The organism is Serratia sp. BFP-2025 (assembly GCF_050880365.1).
Taxonomy (GTDB): Bacteria; Pseudomonadota; Gammaproteobacteria; order Enterobacterales; family Enterobacteriaceae; genus Serratia; species Serratia surfactantfaciens.
On sequence record NZ_JBPAFV010000001.1, the window covers coordinates 2,077,932 to 2,101,577 of the forward strand.

The 23,646-nt window shown below is 53.8% G+C and carries 27 protein-coding genes and 1 pseudogene; 10 read left to right on the forward strand and 18 right to left on the reverse strand.

Translation table 11 applies throughout. The features are described from left to right. The first annotated feature begins 209 nt into the window (after positions 1–209). The gene (gene metQ, locus ACRAWE_RS09775; RefSeq protein WP_019454748.1) at positions 210–1,025 is read left to right on the forward strand and encodes a methionine ABC transporter substrate-binding lipoprotein MetQ; all 816 of its coding nucleotides are present in this window, start codon (positions 210–212) and stop codon (positions 1,023–1,025) included. 46 nt (positions 1,026–1,071) lie between these two features. Here the strand turns inward: metQ and ACRAWE_RS09780 are convergent, their stop codons facing one another. The 5 genes from ACRAWE_RS09780 to ACRAWE_RS09800 all read right to left on the reverse strand — a co-directional run bounded on the left by ACRAWE_RS09780 (position 1,072) and on the right by ACRAWE_RS09800 (position 6,507). Further along, positions 1,072–1,836 (reverse strand): SDR family oxidoreductase, encoded by a 765-nt coding sequence (locus ACRAWE_RS09780; RefSeq protein WP_432525294.1) that lies wholly within the window; start codon positions 1,834–1,836, stop codon positions 1,072–1,074. A 139-nt stretch (positions 1,837–1,975) separates the two neighbouring features. Next, entirely contained in the window at positions 1,976–2,896 is a 921-nt protein-coding gene (locus ACRAWE_RS09785; protein ID WP_197667494.1) for a sugar ABC transporter substrate-binding protein, read from the reverse strand. Between the two features lie 62 nt (positions 2,897–2,958). Beyond that, entirely contained in the window at positions 2,959–3,999 is a 1,041-nt protein-coding gene (locus ACRAWE_RS09790) for an ABC transporter permease (RefSeq protein WP_197822258.1), read from the reverse strand. A gap of 15 nt (positions 4,000–4,014) precedes the next feature. Then, on the reverse strand, positions 4,015–5,499 hold the full coding sequence (locus tag ACRAWE_RS09795) for a sugar ABC transporter ATP-binding protein (RefSeq protein WP_019454744.1): 1,485 nt from the start codon (positions 5,497–5,499) through the stop codon (positions 4,015–4,017). 78 nt (positions 5,500–5,577) lie between these two features. Further along, positions 5,578–6,507, reverse strand: a complete 930-nt coding sequence (locus ACRAWE_RS09800) for a sugar ABC transporter substrate-binding protein (protein WP_019454743.1) — start codon at positions 6,505–6,507, stop codon at positions 5,578–5,580. Between the two features lie 496 nt (positions 6,508–7,003). Between ACRAWE_RS09800 and ACRAWE_RS09805 the strand changes: the two genes are divergently transcribed. The 3 genes from ACRAWE_RS09805 (at position 7,004) to dcuR (ending at position 10,297) form a co-directional block, all read left to right on the forward strand. Beyond that, complete coding sequence (locus ACRAWE_RS09805) at positions 7,004–7,846, forward strand: class I fructose-bisphosphate aldolase (protein WP_063919227.1); 843 nt, start codon at positions 7,004–7,006, stop codon at positions 7,844–7,846. A 125-nt stretch (positions 7,847–7,971) separates the two neighbouring features. After that, positions 7,972–9,585: a sensor histidine kinase gene (locus tag ACRAWE_RS09810; protein ID WP_198636540.1), complete on the forward strand. Its 1,614-nt coding sequence runs from the start codon at positions 7,972–7,974 to the stop codon at positions 9,583–9,585. After that, positions 9,578–10,297 carry a two-component system response regulator DcuR gene (gene dcuR / locus ACRAWE_RS09815; protein WP_432525295.1) on the forward strand — a complete coding sequence of 240 codons (720 nt, stop codon included), beginning with the start codon at positions 9,578–9,580 and terminating at the stop codon, positions 10,295–10,297. Before ACRAWE_RS09810 ends, dcuR begins: the two co-directional genes overlap by 8 nt. 37 nt (positions 10,298–10,334) lie before the next feature. Here the strand turns inward: dcuR and ACRAWE_RS09820 are convergent, their stop codons facing one another. The 6 genes from ACRAWE_RS09820 to fabV all read right to left on the reverse strand — a co-directional run bounded on the left by ACRAWE_RS09820 (position 10,335) and on the right by fabV (position 14,227). After that, a complete protein-coding gene (locus ACRAWE_RS09820) occupies positions 10,335–10,670 on the reverse strand; it encodes a hypothetical protein (protein WP_432525296.1) in 336 nt (111 codons plus the stop codon). Between the two features lie 32 nt (positions 10,671–10,702). Then, positions 10,703–11,128 carry a hypothetical protein gene (locus ACRAWE_RS09825; RefSeq protein WP_154746979.1) on the reverse strand — a complete coding sequence of 142 codons (426 nt, stop codon included), beginning with the start codon at positions 11,126–11,128 and terminating at the stop codon, positions 10,703–10,705. Positions 11,129–11,175: 47 nt separating this feature from the next. Then, positions 11,176–11,475 (reverse strand): hypothetical protein, encoded by a 300-nt coding sequence (locus ACRAWE_RS09830; RefSeq protein ID WP_211129506.1) that lies wholly within the window; start codon positions 11,473–11,475, stop codon positions 11,176–11,178. Between the two features lie 610 nt (positions 11,476–12,085). Next, positions 12,086–12,301, reverse strand: a complete 216-nt coding sequence (locus ACRAWE_RS09835; RefSeq protein ID WP_025160282.1) for a helix-turn-helix domain-containing protein — start codon at positions 12,299–12,301, stop codon at positions 12,086–12,088. A 7-nt stretch (positions 12,302–12,308) separates the two neighbouring features. Next, on the reverse strand, positions 12,309–12,872 hold the full coding sequence (locus ACRAWE_RS09840; protein ID WP_063919223.1) for a DUF2975 domain-containing protein: 564 nt from the start codon (positions 12,870–12,872) through the stop codon (positions 12,309–12,311). Between the two features lie 155 nt (positions 12,873–13,027). Beyond that, positions 13,028–14,227: an enoyl-ACP reductase FabV gene (gene fabV / locus ACRAWE_RS09845; RefSeq protein WP_063919222.1), complete on the reverse strand. Its 1,200-nt coding sequence runs from the start codon at positions 14,225–14,227 to the stop codon at positions 13,028–13,030. A 201-nt stretch (positions 14,228–14,428) separates the two neighbouring features. On the opposite strand from fabV, the gene ACRAWE_RS09850 reads away from it, so the two are divergent. Further along, a complete protein-coding gene (locus ACRAWE_RS09850) occupies positions 14,429–15,265 on the forward strand; it encodes an aminoglycoside phosphotransferase family protein (RefSeq protein ID WP_432525297.1) in 837 nt (278 codons plus the stop codon). A gap of 39 nt (positions 15,266–15,304) precedes the next feature. On the opposite strand, the gene ACRAWE_RS09855 is transcribed toward ACRAWE_RS09850, so the two are convergent. After that, positions 15,305–15,655, reverse strand: a complete 351-nt coding sequence (locus ACRAWE_RS09855) for a DUF4377 domain-containing protein (RefSeq protein WP_033638116.1) — start codon at positions 15,653–15,655, stop codon at positions 15,305–15,307. Positions 15,656–15,903: 248 nt separating this feature from the next. On the opposite strand from ACRAWE_RS09855, the gene ACRAWE_RS09860 reads away from it, so the two are divergent. Beyond that, positions 15,904–16,248, forward strand: coding sequence for a hypothetical protein (locus ACRAWE_RS09860; protein WP_171453797.1), 345 nt, complete (start codon positions 15,904–15,906; stop codon positions 16,246–16,248). A 74-nt stretch (positions 16,249–16,322) separates the two neighbouring features. Further along, complete coding sequence (locus tag ACRAWE_RS09865; protein WP_004940942.1) at positions 16,323–16,541, forward strand: hypothetical protein; 219 nt, start codon at positions 16,323–16,325, stop codon at positions 16,539–16,541. Here the strand turns inward: ACRAWE_RS09865 and ACRAWE_RS09870 are convergent. Next, a complete protein-coding gene (locus ACRAWE_RS09870) occupies positions 16,538–16,942 on the reverse strand; it encodes a hypothetical protein (RefSeq protein WP_049278662.1) in 405 nt (134 codons plus the stop codon). The two genes, ACRAWE_RS09865 and ACRAWE_RS09870, sit on opposite strands and share 4 nt — an antisense overlap. 283 nt (positions 16,943–17,225) lie before the next feature. Between ACRAWE_RS09870 and ACRAWE_RS09875 the strand changes: the two genes are divergently transcribed. Continuing rightward, on the forward strand, positions 17,226–17,879 hold the full coding sequence (locus tag ACRAWE_RS09875; protein ID WP_432525298.1) for a hypothetical protein: 654 nt from the start codon (positions 17,226–17,228) through the stop codon (positions 17,877–17,879). A 291-nt stretch (positions 17,880–18,170) separates the two neighbouring features. On the opposite strand, the pseudogene ACRAWE_RS09880 reads toward ACRAWE_RS09875, so the two are convergent. After that, positions 18,171–18,466 (reverse strand): annotated as a pseudogene (locus ACRAWE_RS09880) (transposase); the annotation flags it as partial. Between the two features lie 349 nt (positions 18,467–18,815). Between ACRAWE_RS09880 and ACRAWE_RS09885 the strand changes: the two are divergent. Next, the gene (locus ACRAWE_RS09885; protein ID WP_432525299.1) at positions 18,816–19,802 is read left to right on the forward strand and encodes a DUF4062 domain-containing protein; all 987 of its coding nucleotides are present in this window, start codon (positions 18,816–18,818) and stop codon (positions 19,800–19,802) included. A 40-nt stretch (positions 19,803–19,842) separates the two neighbouring features. Here ACRAWE_RS09885 and ACRAWE_RS09890 read toward each other — a convergent pair whose 3' ends face one another. Continuing rightward, positions 19,843–20,007 (reverse strand): hypothetical protein, encoded by a 165-nt coding sequence (locus tag ACRAWE_RS09890; protein WP_432525300.1) that lies wholly within the window; start codon positions 20,005–20,007, stop codon positions 19,843–19,845. A 305-nt stretch (positions 20,008–20,312) separates the two neighbouring features. Between ACRAWE_RS09890 and ACRAWE_RS09895 the strand changes: the two genes are divergently transcribed. Continuing rightward, positions 20,313–20,921, forward strand: a complete 609-nt coding sequence (locus ACRAWE_RS09895) for a DUF6338 family protein (protein WP_049211765.1) — start codon at positions 20,313–20,315, stop codon at positions 20,919–20,921. 559 nt (positions 20,922–21,480) lie between these two features. Here ACRAWE_RS09895 and ACRAWE_RS09900 read toward each other — a convergent pair. The 3 genes from ACRAWE_RS09900 to ACRAWE_RS09910 all read right to left on the reverse strand — a co-directional run bounded on the left by ACRAWE_RS09900 (position 21,481) and on the right by ACRAWE_RS09910 (position 23,601). After that, complete coding sequence (locus ACRAWE_RS09900; protein WP_432525301.1) at positions 21,481–22,071, reverse strand: hypothetical protein; 591 nt, start codon at positions 22,069–22,071, stop codon at positions 21,481–21,483. Further along, a complete protein-coding gene (locus tag ACRAWE_RS09905) occupies positions 22,071–22,259 on the reverse strand; it encodes a nuclease domain-containing protein (protein WP_432525302.1) in 189 nt (62 codons plus the stop codon). Before ACRAWE_RS09905 ends, ACRAWE_RS09900 begins: the two co-directional genes overlap by 1 nt. A gap of 181 nt (positions 22,260–22,440) precedes the next feature. Further along, entirely contained in the window at positions 22,441–23,601 is a 1,161-nt protein-coding gene (locus tag ACRAWE_RS09910; RefSeq protein WP_432525303.1) for a hypothetical protein, read from the reverse strand. Positions 23,602–23,646: the final 45 nt, after the last annotated feature.

Sequence of the window (23,646 nt, forward strand, 5' to 3'; positions counted from 1 at the left end):
CTGCCCCTTGTGGGCCAACGGCTATCATAATAAGCCCGCCGATTCGCCGTCAAAACAATCCGCACCGCACCAGGCGGCGGGCGCTCATAGCTAATCGCTATGAGTCATAGTGAATCAGTATTTTGTTTTAGCCCAGCGATTACCTACAGTCACTGCCACTATTCTGCCCGCCAAAATTAGCAGGCAATGTTGACAAGGACCCTGGGAAAATGACATTTACGCTGAAAAACCTCACCCTGGCGCTCGCCGCCGCCGGCACGCTGCTGCTGACCGCCTGCGGCCCCACCGCGCAGGACGATCACCACATCAAGGTCGGCATCAGCGCCGGCATCGATCAGTCGCTGTGGGCGGTGGTACAAAAGGTTGCCAAGCAGAAATACGATCTGGACGTGGAGGTGGTGACCTTCAACGACTACGTGCTGCCGAACGAAGCGCTGAACAACGGCGATCTGGACGTTAACGCCTTCCAGCACAAGCCGTATCTGGACAAGCAGATGCAGGAGCGCGGCTACAAGCTGGCGGCGGTGGGCAACACCTTCGTCTACCCGATCGCCGGCTACTCGAAGAAGATCACCGCGCTCAGTCAGCTGCCGGACGGCGCGCAGGTGGCGGTACCGAACGATCCGACCAACCTGGGCCGCTCGCTGTTGCTGTTGCAAAAACAGGGGCTGATTACCCTGAAAGACGGCGTCGGCCTGCTGCCTACCGCGCTGGATATCGTCAGCAACCCGAAAAAGCTGAAGATCGTCGAGATTGAAGCGCCGCAGCTGCCGCGCGCGCTGGACGACCAGAAGGTAACGCTGGCGATCATCAACACCAACTACTCCAGCCAGATTGGCCTGTCGCCGGCCAAGGACGGGCTGTTTGTCGAAGACAAAAACTCCCCGTACGTCAACATTTTCGCCAGCCGCATCGACAACAAAGACAGTGAGAAAGTGAAAGATCTGGTCAAGGCCTATCAGACCGACGAAGTGGCGGCCAGCGCCGCCGAAATCTACAAAGGCGACGCCGTCAAAGGCTGGTAACGCTCTCCCGCATGCCCGTGGCGCCAGGCCACGGGCGATGGCAACCTCAGCCGCGCTGGATGGACACCCCGCCGTCCACCAGCATCGCGGTGCCGGTGACGAATGAAGAAGCGTCAGACGCCAGATACAGCGCCGCCTGCGCGACCTCCTCCGGCATCGCCAGCCGCTTGAGCGCGTGCAGATCGGCCACCTGCGCCAAGGCCTCCGGGGTAGCGCTCATCTGCCGCCCCATCGCGGTATCGGTGCCCCCCGGCAGCAGCGCGTTCACCCGAATGCCGCGCCCGCCGAACTCCACCGCCAGCGCCTGCGTCAGGCCAATCAGCCCCGATTTGCTGGCCGCATAGGCCGCCGTGCCGGGAAACGCCGCAGTGTGGCCGACGAAGGTAGAGGTGAAGATCAGCGAGCCCGCGCCGCGCGCCAGCATGGCGGGGATTTGATATTTGGCGCCGTAGTAGGCGCTAGAGAGATTGGTTTCCAGCACCTCGCGCCACTCTGAGGCGGTGAGCGCCAACGAAGGCCCCAGCGGCCCCAAGGTGCCGGCGTTGTTAAAAGCGATATCCAGCCCGCCGAACTCGCCGACCGCTGTCGCCGCCAGCCGTTCGGCGAAGGCTTCGTCGCGCACGTCGCCCGCCACCGCGAGCGCCCGGCCCCCCTCGCGCCGAATCTCCTCCACCAGCTCGGCCAACAGCGGCTCGCGTCGGGCGCCCAACACCAGCGCCGCCCCCTGCCGGGCGAACAACAACGCCGCCGCTTTGCCGATCCCCGAACTGGCGCCGCCGATCACCGCCACCTTACCGTTCAATGCGTTCATCGCTCATCCTCACGCGGTTTAAAGACCTCCAGTGTGAGGCAAGATTCGGCGCCGCGCTGGCCACAAGCGGACATGTAACTGACGCCAATAAGAAAGGCGCTGCAAGCAGCGCCCCGACAAAGCGAATCTCACGGCGAACTCAGGGTTTGGCCGCGTATTGCTCCTGATTGGCCGGCGTCACCAGCTCGAACGGGATCCAGTAATACGGCTCGAGATTTTCGCCGTTGATCATGCGCTGCGCCACCTCGACCGACGCTTTGCCCTGACCGATCGCGTCCTGGAACACCGTGACCTGCATCTTGCCGGAAGCCAGCGCCTTGAGGCCGTCCGGCGTGGCGTCGATGCCGCCGATCAGCACCTTTTTGTCCGCCTTGCCCGCCTGCCGCAGCGCCATGATCGCGCCGATCGCCATCTCATCGTTGTTGGCGGCGACGATGTCGATCGCTTCGCCATTGGTCAGCCAGTTCATCATCAGATCCATCCCCTCACTGCGTGAATAGTTGGCGCTCTGCTTCTGCACCACCTTCATCTTCGGGTATTTGGCCACCACCTGCTCCACGTCTTTGGTGCGCTGCAAGGCGCCGGCGTCGGTCAGGTTACCGATCATCACCGCCACGTTGCCCTGATAGTTGGCCAGCCGCGCCAGTTCTTCCATCTGCAGCGTGCCGGATTCCCGCTCGTCGGAGCCGACGAACACCACGCCCGGCGGCAGTTTGGCGTCGCCCGGCGTGCGGTTCACGTACACCAGCGGCACGCCGGCGGCCTGTGCCATTTTGGTCATCACCGGCGTGCTGGCCGAGTTGACCGGATCGACGATAATCGCGTCCACCCCGGCGCTGATAAAGCTCTGCACCTGATCGGTCTGGCGGCCGACGTCGCCGCGCGCATCCTCGAACTGCGCGGTGATGCCACGCGCCTTGGCCTCCTTGTCGATCGCCTGGCGGATGATGGTGAGGAAGTTCTGGTCGAAATAGGCCATCGATACGCCGATGGTTTGCGCCCATGCCGGGGTGGACGCACACAGCGCCACCGCCAGCCACAGCCCTTTCAGGTAGTTCATGATGCGTCCCCCGGTAAAAAAAGACCGCCGGCCAACCTGGCGCCGGCGGCAATTCACGGCAATCAGTGTTTTTTGCGGTTGCGCCGCATGTCGATCGACACGGCGGCGACGATAATCACGCCTTTGATGATGTCCTGAATGTAAGAGTCGACGCCGATAAAGGTGAAGCCGCTTTTGATAAGGCCGAGGATCACCGCGCCGATCAGCGTGCCGGTGATGCGCCCGACGCCGCCCATCAGGCTGCTGCCGCCGATCACCGCCGCAGCGATGGCGTCCAGTTCATAAGACATCCCCATGCTCGACTGGCCGCTGCTGACGCGCGCCGCCAGCACCACCCCCGCCAACCCCGCCAGGCCACCGGCGATGGTGTAAACCGTCACCAGATACTTATTGACGTTGATGCCGGAGACCCGCGCCGAGGTCATGTTGCCGCCGATGGCGTAGATGTATTTGCCGTAGCGGGTGTGCTTGAGTGCGATATGGAAGATCACCGCAATCACCAGGAAGATGATCACCGGCATCGCGCCCTGGCCGATTGACGTGAAGCCGTCCGACAGGAAGCTGACCGGGTTGCCCTTGGTGTAGTACTGCGCCAGGCCGCGCGCCGACACCATCATCCCCAGCGTGGCGATGAACGGAGGAATGCCGGTGCGGGTGATCAGGAAGCCGTTGATAAAGCCGCAGACAATGCCCACCCCAATCCCCGCGCCGATCGGAATTGCCGCCGGCAGATCGAGCAGCCCCGGGTACATCGGCGAGATGCTGTCCGAGGTCTGCGCCAGGCTGGCCGCCACCACGGCGGTCAACGCAATCAGCGAGCCGGAGGAGAGATCGATGCCGGTGGTGATGATCACCTGGGTGACGCCCACCGCGATGATGCCGATGATCGCTACCTGCAGCACGATCAGCAGCAGGCGGTTCGGGTTCAGCAGGAACGACTGATCGCGCATGTACCAGCCGAGGATTTCGAAGATCAGCGCGATGCCGATCATCACGATGAAGATGCCGGTATCCTTCGGCATTTTGCCGCTCAGCCCGGAGAACAGCCCTCCCTTGCTCGTTGAATCGGCGGAGAGCGGCTTCTCAATCTTTACGTTACTCATGATGTTCACCCTTCGTTATTCTGAGGCCAGCGCCAGGATCTTCTCCTGATCCGCGTCGTCTTTATCCAAAATGCCGGTGATGCGGCCGCCGTGCATCACCATCACCCGGTCGCTCATGCCGAGGATCTCCGGCAGTTCGGAGGAAACCAGAATGATGGCGACGCCGCGGTTGGCCAGCTCGCTGATCAGGCGGTAGATCTCCGCTTTCGCCCCCACGTCGATGCCGCGCGTCGGTTCGTCGAGGATCAGGATTTTCGGCTGCGCCAGCAGCCAGCGCGCAATCAGCACCTTTTGCTGGTTGCCGCCGCTGAGGTTATTGATGATCTGATCCATGGTCGGCGTTTTGATGTTGAGCTTCTTGATCTGCGCCATGCAGTCTTTGGCCATCTGCACGTGGCTGACGAAACCGTTCTTGCCGATGTATTCCGACAGGTTGACGATGCTCATGTTCTCGACCACCGACAGCACCAGAAACAGGCCGGATTTTTTGCGGTCTTCGGTGAGGAACGCCAGCCCGCTCTCGATCGCTTTGGCCGGGGAGTCCACCTTTACCGCCTGGCCTTCGATAAAGATCTCGCCGCCGTCCGCCGGGTGCATGCCAAACAGGCTTTCCATCACTTCGCTGCGCCCGGCGCCCACCAGCCCGGCGACGCCGAGGATCTCGCCGCGTTTGACGCTGAACGACACGTCATGAAACCAGCCGCTGCGGCGCAGCCCCGCCACCCGCAGCACTTCCTCGCCGATGTTGTTGTTGAATTTGGGGAACATCTGCGTCAGTTCGCGCCCCACCATCATGGCGATCAGCGACTGTTTGGTCAGGTTCTCGGTCTTGTCGCAGGCGATGAAGGTGCCGTCGCGGAAGATGCTCACTTCATCGGTTATGGCGAAGATCTCGTCCATCTTGTGGCTGATATAGATGATGCCTTTCCCCTGCTCGCGCAGTTCGCGAATGATGGCGAACAGATGCACCACTTCGCCTTCGGTCAGCGCCGAGGTCGGTTCGTCCATGATCAGCACGTCGGCGTTGTAGGACACCGCCTTGGCGATCTCCACCATCTGCTGGTTGGCGATGCTCAGCTCGCCCACCAGCGTTTCCGGCTGCAGCTTGATGTTCAGCCGCGCCAGCAGCTCGCGGGTCTGCTCGTTCAGCTGCTCGTGGTTGACGAACCCCAGCCGCGCCGGCTCGCGCCCCAGCCAGATGTTTTCCGCCACCGTCATGTAGGGCACCAGGTTCAGCTCCTGGTGGATCATGGAAATGCCCGAATGCAGCGCCTGCAGCGTGTCGCTGAAGGTGACCGGCCGGCCTTTGATTTTGATCGAGCCTTCGTCCGGGTGGTAGATGCCGATCAGGCATTTCATCAGCGTCGATTTGCCCGCGCCGTTTTCCCCCATCAGCGCGTGCACGCTGCCGGGTTTGATTTTAATCGAGACCTTATCCAGCGCTTTGACGCCGGGGAACTGCTTGCTGATGCCTTCGGCCTCAAGAACATAAGGGTACATACCGCTTACCTCCGCACTGACCCACGTTTTCCGCCGCAGGCGCCCCACACCGGCGGCGCCTGCGACAGGCTTCAAGGCTTATTTCTTGTTTTTATCGGCGAATTGCTGGTAATTGGCCTGGGTGATCAGCTGGTAAGGGATCAGCACGTTGCTCTCCACTTTCTCACCTTTCACCAGTTGCATGGCGGTCTGCACCGCGCCTTCGCCCTGGCCTTTGGCGTCCTGGAACACGCTCAGCGCCAGATCGCCCTTCTTGATGAACTCCAGCGCGTCCGGCGTGCCGTCAACGCCGGCCACCAGCACACCGGATTTCTTGGCTTGCTTCAGCGCCAAAATAGCGCCGATGGCCATTTCGTCGTTGTTGGCAGCGATGGCGTCAATCTGCTGGCCGGACAAAATCCAATCGGTGGTGACGTCCACCGCCTCTTTGCGGAAGAACTTGGCGGTTTGCTTATCGATTATCTTGATGCCGGGGTAATTGGCCGCCACCTCTTCCACGCCGCGGGTGCGGTCGCGCGTGGCTTCACTCGACAGCTCGCCCATCAGGATCATCACGTTGCCCTTGCCGTTCATCAGCTTGGCCAACGCTTCCATCTGCAGCTTGCCGGCCAGCTTGGAGTCGGAGCCGACGTAGGCCATGCCGGCCGGCAGCGCCACTTCCGGCTTGCGGTTGACGAATACCAACGGGATCTTGGCCTTCTCGGCCAGCTTGATCATCGGCTTGACGCCCTGAGTATCCACCGGGTTGAGGATGATGGCGTCGACGCCCTGGCTGACGAAGTTCTCGATTTGTTGAATTTGCTGCGCGATGTCGCCCTTGGCGTCTTCGAACTGACCGCTGACGTTGCCGTCGGCTTTCATTTTGTTTTGCATCGACTGGCGCAGAATGGTGAGGAAGTTGTCATCGAAGTAAGCCATGGAAACGCCGATCTTGATGTCTTTCGCCAACACGCTGGCCGGCAGCATGCACATCAGTACCGAGGCGGCGATCAGTTTCTTCAGCTTCATGTTCGTTACCCTTTAATCGTTAGAATGAAGAGGTCTGTTGGTTGACAGCTAATGAAAAATATTTTTTACATTCAAACAACAATACGGTCGGTATTATCCCTTTGATACGGCGAATTTACCGCGTCATCGCCGCATAAAGGCCGTGAACAAAATGGTGATCGATATCTCAAAATACATTAAAAACAATTAATTGAAATAAACCCCTGGCACAGCAAGCGACGCTGGCATCGCATTTTTAAATGTTTATTTCATAATTGAGATTATTGAAACTTTTTAACCCAAACAAGCGAAACATGCGTTTTGGAATGGCTTATTAACAAAAACATGACACGGATCTAACAAATGAAGTGAAAGCCGTCGGCGAACGCCCCCCTTTCGTGCGCCGCACCGAGCGCCGGCAAAAACTGCGAGCGGGCGCGCAGTTTGCGGTTTCCGCGTTTCCCGACCATCCTTACTCGGCAATAATGGACATATCCCTATCTCAGGAGGACCTGACATGCAGCTCAGCAGTAAGGTGCGGATGAACCGCCTGTTCAACAACGGCAAGTGCCTGGATGTGGCGATCGATCACGGCATCGCCAACGAACCGGATTTCTTGATCGGCCTGGAAGATATCGAACGGGTGATGGGCAACCTGATCGCCGCGCGCCCTGACGCGATTCAGGTCAACTACGGCCAGGCGGATCTGCTGCAGCGCGCGCCGCAGCGCGAAAAACCGGCACTGGTGATGCGCACCGACGTCGGCAACGCCTATAACGCCGCGCGCCACCGCGAAATGTGGGCGGTGCTGCACAACCCGGAGGCGCCGATCCTCGCGGCGCTGCAAATGGACGCCGCCGCGGTGGTGGTCAATCTGTATATGATCCCGGATGAGCCCGGCATTTTCCGCCAGTGCGTGGAGAACATCGGCCGCCTGCGCCACGCCTGCGACCAGTACGCCATGCCGCTGATGATCGAGCCGCTGGTAATGGCGCCGGCCGGCCAGGGCGCCGCCTACGGTTCGCTGGGCGACGTGGAGAAGATCGTGCCGCTGGTGCGGCTGGCGCGCGAACTGGGCGCCGACATCATCAAGGCCGACCCGACCGACCGGGTGGAAGATTTCCACCGCGTGGTGGAAGCGGCGCGCTGCCCGACGCTGGTGCGCGGCGGCGGCAAGGGAGAGCTGGGGCCGGTGCTGGAGAAATCCGCCGCGCTGATGGCCCAGGGCGCCTCCGGCATGGTCTACGGCCGCAACGTCTATCAACACAGCAATCCGTCGCAGGTGGTGCGCGCCCTGATGGCGATCATCCACCAGGGCGCCAGCGGCCAACAGGCGCTGGAGATCTACCACCAGCAGTGACCCGCTTTTGTAACTAAAATAACCCCTCCGCACCCCGGCAGCATGCTATAACCTGCTGCCGGTAACTGCAGCCTGCCGCATTCCTCGCTAGAATACGCCGTGATATCGCCATTCGGAGAACCTCCATGCCAAAACAACGGGTGCCGCTCAAGCTGAGCACCTCCATCACGCTGATGGTGTCCGCCATCATCGCTTCGGTGCTGCTGGTGGTGTTCGCGCTGTTTTTCGTGCAAATGAGCCGCGAAGGGCAAGAGCAGCTGCAGCAAAAAGCCATCGCCGTCGCCAACACGCTGGCACTCTCCAGCACCGTGGTCGACGGCCTGCAGCGGCGCGATCAAAGCGGCGCCATTCAGCGCTTCGCCGAGCAGGTGCGCCATCAGAACGAGCTGCTGTTCGTGGTGGTGGTGGATATGCAGGGCATCCGCTACTCGCACCCCAAACCCTGGCTGATCGGCAAACATTTTATCGGCGACGATCTGGCGCCGGCGCTGCAAGGCAACGTCAACAGCGCCATCAACCGCGGCACGCTGGCCCCGGCGCTGCGGGTGTTCGTGCCGGTGTATGACGAACAACGGCGGCAAATCGGCGTGGTGGCGCTCGGCATCGCGCTGGACACCGTGCAGCGGGTGGTGGCGGAAAGCCGCTGGATCATCTATTGGACCATCGCCTTCGCCGCGCTGGTCGGCAGCCTGGGCACCTTCTTCCTGGTCTCTGCGCTCAAACGCATCATGCTGGGTTTTGAGCCTTACGAAATCTCCAACCTGTTCGAGCAGCGCAACGCCATGCTGCAATCGATTAAAGAAGGCGTGATCGCGGTCGATAATGATTCCCGCATCACCATCGTCAACGACGAGGCCAAGCGCCTGCTGCGCCAGAGCGGCCCGCTGGAGAACCTGCTGTTGGAAGCCGCCAGCAAGCATTGGCCGGCGCAATTGCATCTGGCGGAGGTGCTGGCCAGCGGCAAGCCGCTGCGCGATCGGCAGATCAGCTTCAACGGCAGCGAACTGCTGACCAATACCGTGCCGGTGATCGTCAACGGCCGGGTGACAGGCGCCATCGCCACCTTCCGCGACAAGACCGAGGTCAGCCGCCTGCTGCAACGCCTGAGCGGCATGGCGCACTACGCCGATGCGCTGCGGGTGCAGTCGCACGAATTTATGAACAAGCTGCACGTGATACTCGGCATGCTGCACATGAAGGCTTATCAGCAGTTGGAAAACTACATCATCAATACCGCCAGCAACTATCAGGAAGAGATCGGCGCGCTGCTGCGCAAGATCCACTCGCCGGAAGTGGCGGGCTTCTTCATCGGCAAGATCAGCCGCGCCCACGAGGCCGGCATCGAGCTGACCATCGAGGAAACCAGCCTGCTGCCGGAAACCGACGACGCGGAAACCACCCACGTGCTGATCAGCGTGCTCGGCAACCTGATCGAAAACGCCATCGACGCCATCGACGGCGTTGAGGGCCACGAGATCGGCCTGAGCTTCCATCACCACGACGATCAATTACACTGTATCGTCAGCGACGACGGCCCCGGCATCGATCCGGCGATCGGCGCGCGCATCTTCGAACACGGATTTTCCACCAAGGGGACGGGACGCGGCATCGGCCTGGCGCTGATCCGCAGCCATCTGGAGAAACTGGGCGGCAGCATCGATTTCGAATCCGAGCCGGGCGAGCTGACCCAATTTTTCGTGCACCTTCCCTATCAGGCCAAGAGCAGAACCCATGATTAATGTACTGATTGTCGACGACGACCCGATGGTGGCGGAGCTGAACAAATACTACCTGAGCCAGATCGGCGGTTTTCACTGCCAGGCGACGGTCGCCACCCTGAGCCAGGCGCGCGCCCTGCTGGCCGACGCCAGCGTCAGCATCGATCTAGTGCTGCTGGATATCTACATGCAGCAGGAGAATGGGCTGGATCTGCTGCCCGGCCTGCGCGAGCTCGGCGAGAAGACCGATGTGATCATCATCTCCTCCGCCAGCGACGTGAATACGGTGCAAAAGGCGCTGCACTACGGCGTGGTGGATTACCTGATCAAGCCGTTCCAGTTCAGCCGCTTCAAGGAGGCGCTGAGCCACTACCGGCAACAGTCGCATCTGTTGGCGCAGCGCGAGTTTTCGCAGGCCGACGTCGACAGCCTGCTGCGCCGCCAGCCCGGCGGCCAGGAGAGCAAGAAGCTGCCGAAAGGCCTGACCAGCATCACCCTGAGCACGGTGTGCGAGTGGATCGAACAGCAGCACGACAGCGAATTCTCCACCGACAACCTGGCCAACGCCATCGGCATTTCGCGGGTCTCCTGCCGCAAGTACCTCATCTACCTGGCGGAGAGCGGCATTCTCGGCACCCGTATTCTGTACGGCGCCACCGGCCGGCCGGTCTATCTGTATCAGCTGAAACCGGATGCGATCGCCATGCTGAAAGAGCATTGCCGCCCGGCCTAAACGACGCCGGGCGCAGAAAGCGCCCGGCGGTTAAAAGTTAGAAGTTGTACATGTAACACTTCGCCTCGGGGTGAGGATCTTTCGAGTATTTCCGCAGGCAGCGCTGCTTTTTCTGCTGCTGATCCAGGTGACGCTGCTGCCGCTTGGCGCTCTCTGCGGCCTCGCGCTGTTGCTCGCGGGCGATCGCCTGTTCGTTGGCCTGCGTCAGGTTATCGACGTTCCACACCTTGTGGCGCAAGGCGTCGCGCTTTTTCCGGTACTCCTCGGTGATCTTACTGTCCTTCGGCGCCGCCGCATGGTATTCCAAATCTACCCGCGCCTGCGCGAAGCAGGCGCAACACAAGGCCACGCCGGCCAACACTGTCCTTTTCATCGATAAACTCCTAACAAACCTGTTTCTCATTTTCAGCAATTCTGCGGCCGCCCATTAAGCCAGGCGTGACAATAGGCACCGACAAAAGGCCGGTGTGGCCCCAGTGCGGACGCACGCCGCAGCCGTAAAGACAGGCAGCGGACGATGCCGGTGTGCTGTGCGCATGTCGACGGGCTGGGTAAATGCGCCACCGCAGTACGTTTGGCGTTTTTCTGCGTTTTCAGCCAGGTTTTCACTGCGTTACGCTCCGCACGCAGGCGCGCCAGCTCGACTCGTTCCGCCTGGATCTGCTCAACCAACCAAAGATGCTGCAATAATCCGGCCATGCTGGCCGGGCATCCTGCCTGGGGGGCGTTTTCCACCGGAACGGTAACTGGCGAGTGGCGATCGACGAACGCCTGGCTATAAAACGAGGCCAGCATCGCCAGAGCCACTGCGATTAACGAGGGTAGTTTCAATACACAGACTCCATGAATAAACGGGCTCGACCACGCAACGTAATGGGTCAACAACCGCTGATTGACGTTGCGTTCTGCTCTTCGGGAGCCGGCGCTGGCTGTCCTCCCGTCGCCGGCGCTTTCCCGGTTTCGACATCGCATTCCGCCCGCCGCGCCAGCGCCTCGTCATTCACCGGCGGGGACTCCGTCGCCATCTCTTGCCGCAGATCGTGCGCCAGGTCTTTCAGTTTCTTTTGAAACAACACGGGCGACATTCCGTCGCACTGCCGATCATAGCGGACGGCATTTGCCGGCTGGCTCAATAAAGGCATTAGCAGTACCAACATGGCGAAAATAATCTTTGCCATTGAGAACTCCTGTAATGATATTCGGGCATACCGATATATCTTCGGCAAGCAGAAAGGCGCCACTCGGCAATGAAATAACGCATCAAAGCAGAGTAGCGAAATAATAGTAAACCGAACAACAATACCCTTAAGATAATGACAAATACCCACCGAAATATTTAAACGGCTAGCGGTCCCATAATTTTGACCAGTCCAACGTGCCGCTTACGCCAACGCGATCCCCACTCAACACTGACGTGGCTGACTCTCCGGCGATAATGCGCTGCTTCTGTTCCCGCGTAGCCGGCTGAGGCATAACCCAATCGGGAGACGAAGACGTTGAATAAATGGCACCGCATCCGCTTAATACAAAGCATAGTGCAGGGAGGCAATGACGAAATCTCATGTGATGTTCCTTAAAATAACTGATTCTGGTGATTGTAAAAAATAAAAACGGCTTTATTTAGTTTAATAACCCTGCCATATGCAATAGCAATAAAAACAACACGGCCTGGTGTTAATTAGGCGTTATTTTAATTAACGAAAGAAAAACAAATAGACTCAATAAGGCAATGCTAATCGCGAAGAAATTTGCCAGTGGACTCAGCGCACATCCGAGTGCGCCGGGCTCCTACTCTTCGCCGTCCGGCTGCCAGGCCAGCAAGTCGCCGGGCTGGCACTCAAGGATACGGCAAATCTTGTCCAGCGTTTCCAGCCTGACGCCCTTGACCTTGCCGTTCTTCAACAGGGACAGGTTTTGTTCGGTGATCCCCACCTGCTCCGCCAGCTCTTTTGAACGCATCTTCCTTTTGGCCAACATGACGTCAAGACTTACGATTATTGCCACTCTATTCTCACACGAAAGAAAGCTGTTCTTCATTCAGCCGCAGCGCTTCCAGAAATACCCGGCTAAACACCAGGATTGCGCAGCCGACGATCAGCGAGCGCACCGACTCGCTATTGACGCCATAATAAAGGATAAACAGCATTTTTTCATCGGCGGTCAGAACCATAACCTGCAACAGGTCGGCTAACGAAGGGAACAGCACATCGACAATCAGCAAAATCCCGATGACCTGCAGCAACACCATGTTGTTGCGGTGCCATACGTTGCCGCGGAAGAATTGATAAAACAGCCCGGCGCCGCACAGCAGCGCGCTGTAATAAGGCAAATAACCGAGCATATCGATCGCCAGCGTGGCACCCAGCGCCCAGCGTTGTTGAGGAATGGCGTAGCCAACCAGCTCGGGGTAATACTCCCGGTAAGAGGCGATGATCTCGGCATAAGCCTCACCGTGCAGCCAGCCACGCACGATCATGAACATTTCGACGCAGGTGCTGATAATCAGCATCGCCATAATCAATAAGCACAGACAACGCACATACAGCGGCAGATGGATCCTTGGCGCAGTGCTCATAGTTTTCTATCCCTTAATCAACAGCAATAAATTATCGTAAAACGATAACTTATTACTGTCAATGATCAAGTGGACTGATGAGTTAGGTCAACATCGTCTGGTTACGGAAAAAAAAAGGCCGGGCAAGCCCGACCTTGTTTGACCGCTCGACGTGCTTAGACCAGTTCGATCACTTCGAAGTTGGCTTCGCCGCTCAGATCGGCGTCGTAGTCAACGCCCTGCAGACCGAAACCGAACAGGCGCAGGAACTCCGCCTTGTAGCCCTGGTAATCGGTCAGCTCGTTGATGTTGCTGTCGTTCAGCTGCTGCCAGATTTCACGGCAGGTTTCCTGCACGGCGTCGCGCAGTTCCCAGTCATCCAGACGCAGACGGTGTTTCTCGTCGGTATCCGGCGCCGCACCGCTGTACAGCTTGGTGGCGAACAGACGCTGGATCTGCTCGATGCAGCCTTCGTGAATGCCCTGCTCCTTCATGATTTTGAACACGATGGAGATATACAGCGGCATGACAGGAATGGCGGAGGAAGCCTGGGTCACCACCGACTTGAGCACCGCAACGTAAGCCGCGCCGCCTTTGGCCTGCAGCTTCTGGTTGATGGCGTGCGCCGCGCGATCCAGATCTTCTTTCGCCTTGCCCAGCGTACCGTGCCAGTAGATTGGCCAGGTCAGATCGGTACCGATGTAGGAGTAAGCGACAGACTGCGCGTTATCCGCCAGCACGCCCGCTTCGTCCAGCGCGTCCATCCACAGCTGCCAGTCCTGGCCGCCCATCACCTTCACGGTGTCGGCAATTTCTTGCTCGTTGGCCGGCTCGACCACGGCTTCAACCAGCACGTCTTTGTTGGTGTCCAGCGCGACGGACTTGTACGGCTCGCCGATTGGCTTCAGCGCGGAACGCACCACTTCGCCGGTTTCCGGCATTTTACGCACCGGCGAAGCCAGCGAGTAAACCACCAGGTCAACCTGGCCCAGGTCTTTTTTGATCAGATCGATCACGGTCTGACGGCACTCGTTGGAGAATGCGTCGCCGTTGATGCTTTTCGCGTACAGGCCTTCTTCTTTAGCTGCCTTGTCGAAACCGGCGGAGTTATACCAACCGGCGGAACCGGTTTTGCCTTCGCTGCCAGGCTTCTCGAAAAATACGCCGATGGTGGCCGCACCGCTGCCGAAAGCGGCATTGATGCGCGAGGCCAGCCCGTAACCGGTGGATGCACCAATGACCAGCACCTTTTTAGGCCCGTTTTTCAGTTCGCCGCGCGACTTAACGTAGGCGATTTGCTCACGGACGTTGGCTTCACAGCCTGCCGGGTGAGCGGTGGTGCAGATAAAACCACGAATTTTAGGTTTGATAATCATAGTAATTTTTTCTTGGTAGCTAAAAACCGAAGGACAATATACCTGATTTTCTCGATATACTTAAGAAAGTGCGCAAACAAGCACAGTGACCAGACCAGTCGGGGCCGCCACCCTGCGCCAGTGAAAGAGCCGTACCGGGTGAATGCCATTCCCAAAATACATGCCGATGAGGCCGAGATTTCCCTCCCCCATGTCCGAGCTATGCTCACCGAACAGTTCCCGGCCTGGGCGGCGTTGCCCATCGAACTCGTCACCACCGGCGGTACCGACAACGTGATGCTGCGGCTCGGCGACGAGCTGTTCATTCGCCTGCCGCGTACCGCCTCGGCGGCCGAAACGCTGGCGCGCGAGAATCGCTACCCCGCGTTGCTGGCACCTCATCTGCCAGTGACGATTTCCGCGCCCTTGGCCCAGGGTAAGCCGAACGTCCACTATCCTTTCGCCTGGAGCATCGGCCGCTGGATCACCGGCCGCACGCCCGCCTGCGGCGAGTGCAGCCCGCTGCTGGCGACGCAATTGGGTGAGTTCGTGCGCGCACTCCACGCCATCCCAACCGCAGGCCACGCGATCAGCGCTTATCGCGGCGGCCCGGTCAGCGCCAGAGACGCCCTCACTCGCGAATCTATTGCCCAGTGCGCCCCTCACCTCGACGCTGCCGCCCTACTGCAAGCATGGGACAGCGTGAGCCAGGTGAGTGAAAACACCGGCGGCGCATGCTGGCTGCACACGGACATTCAACCCGGCAATCTGCTGATCGACAACGGTGAGCTGGCGGCGGTGATCGACTGGGGCGGTATCGCCATCGGCGATCCTGCGGTCGATATGATAGTTGCCTGGAACCTGATGGGAGCGGAAGCCCGCGAACATTTCCGCCAGGCGGTGAAAGTGGACGATGAGACCTGGCGGCGCGGCCGCGCCTGGGCGCTGTCGATTGGCGTTATCGCTTACGCCTACTATGTCGATAAGGAGCCTTTACTCACGCGCACATCACGCTACCAGCTGGAGCAGGTCGCGGCGGAGATGGGGTTGACGCTATAAAACAGCAGGACGGGCTCACTTCGCCCGGCCTGATAATCATTACGCCTTGTTCTTTTCCAGCTGCTCAATCAGCGTGTAACGCAGCGATGAGGCATCGGCCGGTACGTTCTCAACCGGGGTGACGCGCACTTTCAATCGATACTGATAGCCAGGTTCGAAGGTGAAGCCCTCGATGCCGGTATAGAACAACTCCCACGGCTGCTGCGCGGAGCGGCGCACCTGCATGCACTTCATCGGGGCAACGCCCACGCAGTCCACCAGCGCGCTGTTCACCAGCAACACTTCCGTTTGGCCGCCTTTCTCGTTTGCGGGCTGATTCATCGAGGTTCCCTCCTGGCTGCAGCCGGCCAGCGCGGCCAACGCAACAAATAACAACGCTTTAATTTTCAATGTACTGCACCAATAGTCATCCAGGGGCGCCATGCTAACAAATTAACCGGCCCAAGAGAACAGATAGCGCTACGGTTCCACACGCCCCAAATATCATTCCTCTGTGCTCTATCAGTCTGGAAAATATCGCAAAATAAACCCCCTGTTCTTATTCGAACCGGTAATTACCCCCGCTATTTTTTCTGTTAAAAACAGCTGGCTTGCGCAAGCTTTACTGAATCTAACTGAATCGATAAAGAGGGAATTTTATGCAAGAGATCGATGCCAAACACTTTCACCTGATCGCCGGCGCCGGTAACTTTGGCGACAACCGCGGCAGCAATGGCCGCGTCAACAACAACGGCGGCAACAAGAACGGGGGCGGGTCATCCAATCAGGGATTCTACGGCAAGCACACCTCGCCGGATTGCGTTAACGGCGTGATCACCGGTTCTCTGGGCGGCCTTGGCGGCCTGGCGGTGGGCGCGCTCAACGGCGGCTGTTTCAAGGAGGGCAGCAAAGGTGGCGGCAACGTCGGCATGGGGAAAGGCGGCAACAAAAACAGCGGCAGCAACTGCAATAGCAATAAAGGCGGCAATACCTGTTCGCGCTAAGCGGTTTTAATTAATCAAAGCTCCGGCTGAGCCTCTCCGTTCGGTCGGCGCTTTCCGTATTTTTGGTGATAACCATGTTTAAACTGTTTCGTACCTTATGCCTGCTGCTCGGCTTCTGGATCGCCACCCTGCTGCTCAGCGGCGCGGGGGTCTCCTTTACCCACGGCTACGCCGCGCCTAAAAATCTGTCGCATTTCGTCGTCTCGCTGGTGGTGGTTGGCGCCATCCTGCTGTGGACCCATAAATTGCTGCGGTTCTTTTTTGCCGAGAAATTTGAGAAGAAACCGCGTTAAGCCGTGTTCTCGTTGGGGGCGCCGCCCGCAACGATAAAACCGGCATCGCGAATCGCCGCCTTAACCTGCCTGGCGTCCATCACGGCCGTTTTCACATAGCCAAAAAAGGCCACCCGTGCGCCGGGCAAACGGACTGGCGTCGCCAGTTGGGCCATAAGTTCACGATTGCGCTGCGCCATCAGCTCGGCGCGCGCCTGCCAAAACGCGGCCGGTTCGGAGGGGGCTTCAGTGGCGGTTTCGAACCGAGACGCCAACTCGCTTAGCGCCTCCCACTCCGCCAACAGGGCGGCAACCACTTCAGGGTTAGCCACCAGCCCCCAGTCAGAGGGTAAGGCCCCCTCACGCCACGCATTGAGATAGCCGGGCAACATCATCTTTAATTGACTCAGTTGCTCGTTCACTGCGGGTTACCTTTTATAGCGCCTGATGCCGGGATATTTCCCATAATGACACTCTCGTTAAACCGTTGATTGAAGCAATGGCCGAAGCTTATCAGCGCCATAGATGACGTAATGACTTTTGGTGCGGCTAAATTAGCGATAGGTGCGGTTGGGGGGGAATGGAGATCGGGTTGGGATGTAATCGCCAGATCAAAAGTGTGATTTTCGCTCTGGCGGCCACACTGGCCAAGCATTGAAACATCTCCCCACGTCCGTTATGTTACAACCATAAAAATTTCGAGGGATGGAAGTGAACAACACAGAGATAGTGGAACGGATAGTAAAAGTCATTGTCTCCCCAGAAACAGTTGTGGGGCTGCTTGACGGCGCAATGTCTGTGCCTGTCGATTTTGGCTATCTAGCTCTGGGCATTTTTGACACAAGCAATCGTCGCAAGATGGAAGACGAACGCATTCGCATGATGCGGGCAATAAAGTCCGGTTTATTGAACTATCATCAAGTTATCAGGACGACTAAAATCATCATCGATGCATTCACCGCGCACATCCCACAAGAGACGCAAGACAAAATATTTAGAGCCGTAGGCTCCGCATCCTCCGGCAGAATGCTTACCACCTCTCTGATTTCATCCAGAATAGTGAATAGCATCATATCAACAGGCGGTGCAGCCATGATTACTCGAGGTGCAGGCGTAGCTACAAGCTTCACGCTGATGGCAGGCGGAATGATAGAACGAAGCATATACAAATCAATCAGTCTCGAACGTATGCATAGTGCGGTTTACTACAAGCTTAGAAATGCCGGAAATTTGGACTTTATATATTTTTTAGTTCAACCCTATGTTGATCCATTCATAGAAGCTTTGGCTGTACGTAAAAACCAAGGTGATGCTGAGTTTAATAGATTGCTGCAGAAAATTGAGGAAAAAATGAAATGAGAAAAGATAGCATCCATATCCGCATACTCTCTTTTTTCTTTGAATTTTTCTATCAGTTAATCGGGGGGATTGGATTTTTATTGTGTATCTATTTTTTCTTTAGCTTCGACACGATAACTCAGCGCGTCGTTTCCATTTTATCGACAATAGCCATATTTTGTATCATTTGTTGGCTCGGCGACAGACTCATCAAAAAGCTACGAGGTTATTGATGCTATCAGGCCGACGAGTGCCGGCCATGATTCATCAATAAGCCTTCCATGTAGAGAACACCAGCGGATCGCCAAATGCATAACTGATGAACTCCCGCTTCATCGCTGGCTTTAAAGCTTTTTTCGATAATGTCTTTCAGAGCCCGACATTCAAGGTGAGATCGGCAAACATCTGTTTGAGTCGCCGGTTTTTGTCCTCAAGATCCTTCATCTTTTTGATATCTGAAGCTTCCATCTCACCGTACTTTGCTTTCCAGTTGTAATAGGAAGTTTCAGATATTCCCGCTTCGCGGCAGACCCCCTGACGGTACGTCCGGCTTCGACAGACTTCAGAACGGCAATGGTCTGGTGTTCGGTAAATCGGGCTTTGCACATGGAGATCTCCTCAGGGGACATAATCAGTATGTCGGAAGAGCTCTAAAAGTGAATGGTTCGTTTTACCGGGATACTTACAGAGACACTGCTTTACCTGGCTGCCAGATGTTCACATCTCGCGATTGCCGTTCATAGTCTGTTCTTCAGGTCGCTGTTGTTGCGGATCGTAGGCCATTTGGGGCTCCAGAATTTAGGCATAAAAAAGCCCCGCTGGTTAGAACGAGGCTTGGCATCATTGGGCAATGATGCGCGCATCATGATCGAGAACAAGCATCGTGAAAAACTCTGATATACTGGATAGTCAAATGAAATATATAAACACAAACAATAATTTCTAATGGAAAATATAATGAAGAAAAGATATCAGGTTTTTTTGAGCTCGACGTACAGAGATCTGATTGAAGAGCGCCAGCAAGTCACAACCGCACTTATGAAAATGGACTGTATACCGGCAGGCATGGAGTTATTCCCAGCCATAGACCTTGAACAGTTCGATTTCATAAAGAAGGTCATCGACGATAGCGATTACTACTTCATCATGGTAGCAGGTAAATATGGGACTATTTCCCCTGATACAGGTTTAAGCTACACCGAGATGGAGTATGACTATGCAGTTGAAAGAGGGCTTAAAATAATAGCCCTCATTTACCGAGACATTAATCAATTAACACGAGACAAAACAGAGACAGATCCCGAAGTTGCTGCAAAACTGGAAGCGTTCCGTCAGAAAATATCTACTGGACGGCTTGTTAACTTTTGGTCAAGTCTCTCTGAACTACCGGGTTATGTCGCAATTAGTCTTAGCCAAACTATGACTATGTTCCCGGCTGAAGGGTGGGTGAGAGCGAGGAATGCCACCTCGGAAGAAATGCTTATCGATATCAATAAATTACGAAAAGAAAATAATGAGCTTAAAGAAAAACTATCCTCTCAAGCTCCAGTGATTGAGAACCTGGTTGATTTCACAAGTATTTTCACCTTAAATGGTACATATGTTTGGTATTCCAATGGCAAATCACGCACCGCAGAATGGGAATACTCATGCTCGTGGTCTGAAATATTTTCCATGTTTGCCCCTTCCTTATTATCTCCAAAAAATAATTATGAGGTTAATAAATTAATTGCCAATTACTCAGTAAAAAAAGAGAAGGGGGAGTCTAAATATAACTGCGTTCTTAATGACGATATATTTGATGTTATCAAAGTTCAAATGATGGCTTATAATCTTGTTGACATACGAGAGTTTAATACCATAAAAGGTGGAACTGCTGATTTTTGGACACTTACAGCAACAGGTCAAAAAAAAATGATAGAATCAATGGCAGTAAAAGCATGAAAATAAAAGCAGGATATCCCCTATCCTGCTTACCTATTGTTCATTGAACTCTGTGCTGAGTATTCATTTTAATCTCCTTGAGCAAACTCCAACCCAGCAGAGCAGTCGTTTGCACCGTCTCGATCTTCGTATCCTCATCGCAGTGTGTCAGCAACTCCAGCAGCGCCACCACGCTGGCTAAAATATCCTCATCGCCCAGTGTCATAGCACCTCCTGCATGTGAAACGCATTGAATTAATTCAATTTTCTAATTTTTACTGTATGTACGTACTGTACATTTTACCGAGATGCTTACGCGCGCCCACGGCCTACATTCATTGATTCCGCACTTACACAGCGCGGATCATGCATTTTTATGAGTTGTTCTTTTGCGTTGGTCATTGGTCAGTCCTGATATTATAATGCACTGCCGATTGTATAGTTCGTTGCATCAAACGCAACACTGCTGGCTGTGTTGACATAACTGAGACAAAAGACTTCCTACGAACTACATTACTCAAGGATTGCTAAATGGAATCAGTTAGCAAAGAAATATTCGACATACTAAAGTACTTGCTTCCTGGGTTTGTTACTGCTTGGATCTTCCATGCTTTAACTGCTCACCCAAAGCAGAATCAATTTGAGAGAATCATCCAGGCATTAATTTTCACGCTATTTATTCAATGTGCAACCAGTATGACTAAGTACATTCTTATTTTAATAGGAAAATGGCATTCAATTGGTCATTGGGATGACACAGCCCAGTTATTTTGGTCATCGATTTTTGCTATATCATTTGGTTTTATCCTTGTTTACTACACCAATAGCAACAAATTTCATAACTTCTTATCAGAGAAAAACATAACAAAGCAAACTTCTTATTTTTGTGAATGGTCAGATATTTTCAATAATGTTACGTGGTTCGTAATTGTTGACTTGAAAAATGGAAGAAGGGTCTATGGATGGCCGCTGGTGTGGCCGGAAGACCCTTCCAAGGGGCATCTTGTCCTACAAGATCCCGAATGGATTGAAGGTAAGCAATACATTCGCCTTGCAAATACTGAGTATCTTGTAATTAGCGCGACCGACATTGAGTATGTGGAATTTCTCAAAAAAGAGCCGGAGATAAAAGATGAGTGATAAACCAAGTAATGCCAAACAAGTTCCAATTGAAAAGGGAGGGAGAAACCCACCACCACCTGCAAATTATACAAAACCGGCCCCTACGCCACCGCCGCCCCCGACTAAAAATGACAAATAATTTAACTTTAATTAGAGGCAAAAATGACCAACAAAAATCCACCTAGCACAACAACTAACGGTCGCACAGGACAAAACAATAGCCGGAATCCACCTCCGCCACCGACTTATGTAAAACCATCGCCGACCCCACCGCCACCTAAACAGAAGTAATTGAGAGGTTATTTATGTCGGAAAACAATAAAAATGGCAATCAATACAATGGATTAGCGCAAGATAGCCGCAATCCTCCACCACCTGCTAACTATACAAAACCGTCACCCACGCCATCACCGCCGCCAACATCTAAAAACAAATAGAATTGAGCCCAGCAGGTGCTGGGCTTTCATTTGTCCATAAGTTTAGAAATACTATCTTTAGCCTTAATCTGTCTTTCTTAACCTTCCCGCTAAGCACTTCCTGTTTTGACTTTGTCCCTACAGCTGAAATGACATCAATGCTATTGAAGATTCTTGCGGTATTCATGCTCAGCTCGGATATATTGAGTAAATATCCATTGTGGGATTCTATATAATTTTTCCTTAAACGTGGACTTTAATTTTAGTTCTACAATAGCAATTCCTTTAAATTCATTGTATAACTCATCGGCACTTGTCTTCATCTCGCCATATGCATCTATATTGTCAATCTCATCACCTAAAGCCATTCGCCTCACTTCATCATCTCTTTTTATAAATTTTGAAACTTTTTCCAACGCTACATCAGTGAATACTAGTGGTCCAAGTCCTTTTATTTTCTTTAGTTTATCATGCGTAATTGACATCCTGACCCAAAGTTTAGACTCATCATCTTTGCTGAGAATATCCTCAGGAAATTGATGCTTTCCGTTTTGATCATAACCATACTTAGCTTGCTCATGAATTTCCATAACACCATAGTCTTCTTTAAAATCATACAGTACATCGATTAAATCAAGATAAGCAGTTGCTCTTTTATCCCACCACTTTTCGCGATAAAAACGATGTAAGGCAAGTCGCATTGTTAACCAAGCAGTAAAGAAACTTATAGCGACAGTAGTTAAAATACTCACTATTTATCCTTTCCATGAATGAGAATCAAACAAGCATCAAACCATATTTTTAGAGTTTCATGAAATGCCAACAAAATGTTTTCCTCTTTTTCACCAGGCCGCCAGTCGTAAGGCACTCGTCTGTCAATAACATCGTGACAACTGGAACAACCAAACACAGCCCAATAATCATCGCTCTTGTAACCCATACCGTGAGTGCTGCTAGGGAGGTGGCAAAGAACCGTCGTTTCTGGGTTCCCATTCACAGATTCCTGGGATCTGCAATGTGCAGCAGCGGCCCCGCGCTGAATCGCGCAGGGTTTTACTTCTAAATGCAGGTGATTTTCTCATGACGACCTCTTTTTACGTCACCATATTTATTATTAAACTCTATTTTTTCGGCATGACCTTACCTAAAACATCCGCTACAGCATTCGCCCCATCTAAAACAGAAGGTATGTTATCTGCAGACATCTGAATTGGACTGAATATTAGACTTTCAAAATTACCCCATGAGTCACTGTGATCTCTTGATTCATTTTTCTTTTCTATAAAATCATGAATGAATTCACACAAACTCAACCTGAGGTCTATTTGTAATAGTTGCGCCCGAATTGATCTAACTTCACTATAATATAGTCGCATAAAATAAAAAATCAAAATCTCCAAAGTCAACACTGGTACCGCATACATCAAATGTTTAATGTTTGAGTCAAAAGTCACCCACTCTTTAAATAAAGCTATTAACGTCAACATAGGTATGGAAACTAGCACCAATGTATATAAATTCATCCACCAGCGAGAGGTTTTTAACTCATTTATTTTGTCATCTTTCATTCTTTTGAAGGCTTTACTTAACAGAACAAAATTATATTCCCCCTTATAACCATCAAGCCTTTTCTCAATCTCATTGACTTCATTTTTTAATGTTTCCTGCTTCCCTATTAATTCAGACAAATTAACTTCATTTGTATTTATTTTGTTTAAATTTTCTACTGCCTCCTTAAATTTAACCTCACGAATAAGATCTTTTATTGACCATACATCCACATACGAAAGCGCATGAAAATCAACTTTACTTCCATTCTCTTTTAAGATATTACCTATATACGCAGCGCAATCTTTGACTTTATAGAAGTTTTCGATATACCTGGCACAGTTAGCGTTAGTGGAATAGGCTATCACCCCACCTAAAGATCGATGTATTATTAGAAACCTAGCAATGAAAAAAGTAAATCTTGGCAACTCGTTTTCGGCAAGCTGCTTGTTTATGAAAACATTTTCGCCTGCCATTTCATGAAGTTTGTATTTAATCGTATCATTTAAATTTGTTGGATACCGTTCAAAAAGATAATAAAACATACGCCAGCAGTATAGTGAATAGCGATGGAAATTCACCATATCGGTAGACATATACTCAGTGCCTATTTTCTCTGAAATATCTGACTCATCATATTCAGACTTGAGAACATTTTTAAAATGACCTTCCAAATAACTATTACATTCTTTAATTGTATTTGCGTATTCCGCATCTAATATAGAGTATTCCATTCACTTATCCATGGCTATAAAATTAAAAGACTTCATCGACATCTA

What these genes read in the sequence shown, in the direction of transcription:
- metQ (WP_019454748.1), top strand. Translation starts at nt 210, where the DNA reads ATGACATTTACGCTGAAAAACCTCACCCTGGCGCTCGCCGCCGCCGGC.
- ACRAWE_RS09780 (WP_432525294.1), bottom strand. Translation starts at nt 1,836, where the DNA reads ATGAACGCATTGAACGGTAAGGTGGCGGTGATCGGCGGCGCCAGTTCG.
- ACRAWE_RS09785 (WP_197667494.1), bottom strand. Translation starts at nt 2,896, where the DNA reads ATGAACTACCTGAAAGGGCTGTGGCTGGCGGTGGCGCTGTGTGCGTCC.
- ACRAWE_RS09790 (WP_197822258.1), bottom strand. Translation starts at nt 3,999, where the DNA reads ATGAGTAACGTAAAGATTGAGAAGCCGCTCTCCGCCGATTCAACGAGC.
- ACRAWE_RS09795 (WP_019454744.1), bottom strand. Translation starts at nt 5,499, where the DNA reads ATGTACCCTTATGTTCTTGAGGCCGAAGGCATCAGCAAGCAGTTCCCC.
- ACRAWE_RS09800 (WP_019454743.1), bottom strand. Translation starts at nt 6,507, where the DNA reads ATGAAGCTGAAGAAACTGATCGCCGCCTCGGTACTGATGTGCATGCTG.
- ACRAWE_RS09805 (WP_063919227.1), top strand. Translation starts at nt 7,004, where the DNA reads ATGCAGCTCAGCAGTAAGGTGCGGATGAACCGCCTGTTCAACAACGGC.
- ACRAWE_RS09810 (WP_198636540.1), top strand. Translation starts at nt 7,972, where the DNA reads ATGCCAAAACAACGGGTGCCGCTCAAGCTGAGCACCTCCATCACGCTG.
- dcuR (WP_432525295.1), top strand. Translation starts at nt 9,578, where the DNA reads ATGATTAATGTACTGATTGTCGACGACGACCCGATGGTGGCGGAGCTG.
- ACRAWE_RS09820 (WP_432525296.1), bottom strand. Translation starts at nt 10,670, where the DNA reads ATGAAAAGGACAGTGTTGGCCGGCGTGGCCTTGTGTTGCGCCTGCTTC.
- ACRAWE_RS09830 (WP_211129506.1), bottom strand. Translation starts at nt 11,475, where the DNA reads ATGGCAAAGATTATTTTCGCCATGTTGGTACTGCTAATGCCTTTATTG.
- ACRAWE_RS09840 (WP_063919223.1), bottom strand. Translation starts at nt 12,872, where the DNA reads ATGAGCACTGCGCCAAGGATCCATCTGCCGCTGTATGTGCGTTGTCTG.
- fabV (WP_063919222.1), bottom strand. Translation starts at nt 14,227, where the DNA reads ATGATTATCAAACCTAAAATTCGTGGTTTTATCTGCACCACCGCTCAC.
- ACRAWE_RS09850 (WP_432525297.1), top strand. Translation starts at nt 14,429, where the DNA reads ATGCTCACCGAACAGTTCCCGGCCTGGGCGGCGTTGCCCATCGAACTC.
- ACRAWE_RS09860 (WP_171453797.1), top strand. Translation starts at nt 15,904, where the DNA reads ATGCAAGAGATCGATGCCAAACACTTTCACCTGATCGCCGGCGCCGGT.
- ACRAWE_RS09865 (WP_004940942.1), top strand. Translation starts at nt 16,323, where the DNA reads ATGTTTAAACTGTTTCGTACCTTATGCCTGCTGCTCGGCTTCTGGATC.
- ACRAWE_RS09875 (WP_432525298.1), top strand. Translation starts at nt 17,226, where the DNA reads ATGGAAGTGAACAACACAGAGATAGTGGAACGGATAGTAAAAGTCATT.
- ACRAWE_RS09885 (WP_432525299.1), top strand. Translation starts at nt 18,816, where the DNA reads ATGAAGAAAAGATATCAGGTTTTTTTGAGCTCGACGTACAGAGATCTG.
- ACRAWE_RS09890 (WP_432525300.1), bottom strand. Translation starts at nt 20,007, where the DNA reads ATGACACTGGGCGATGAGGATATTTTAGCCAGCGTGGTGGCGCTGCTG.
- ACRAWE_RS09895 (WP_049211765.1), top strand. Translation starts at nt 20,313, where the DNA reads ATGGAATCAGTTAGCAAAGAAATATTCGACATACTAAAGTACTTGCTT.
- ACRAWE_RS09905 (WP_432525302.1), bottom strand. Translation starts at nt 22,259, where the DNA reads ATGGGTTACAAGAGCGATGATTATTGGGCTGTGTTTGGTTGTTCCAGT.
- ACRAWE_RS09910 (WP_432525303.1), bottom strand. Translation starts at nt 23,601, where the DNA reads ATGGAATACTCTATATTAGATGCGGAATACGCAAATACAATTAAAGAA.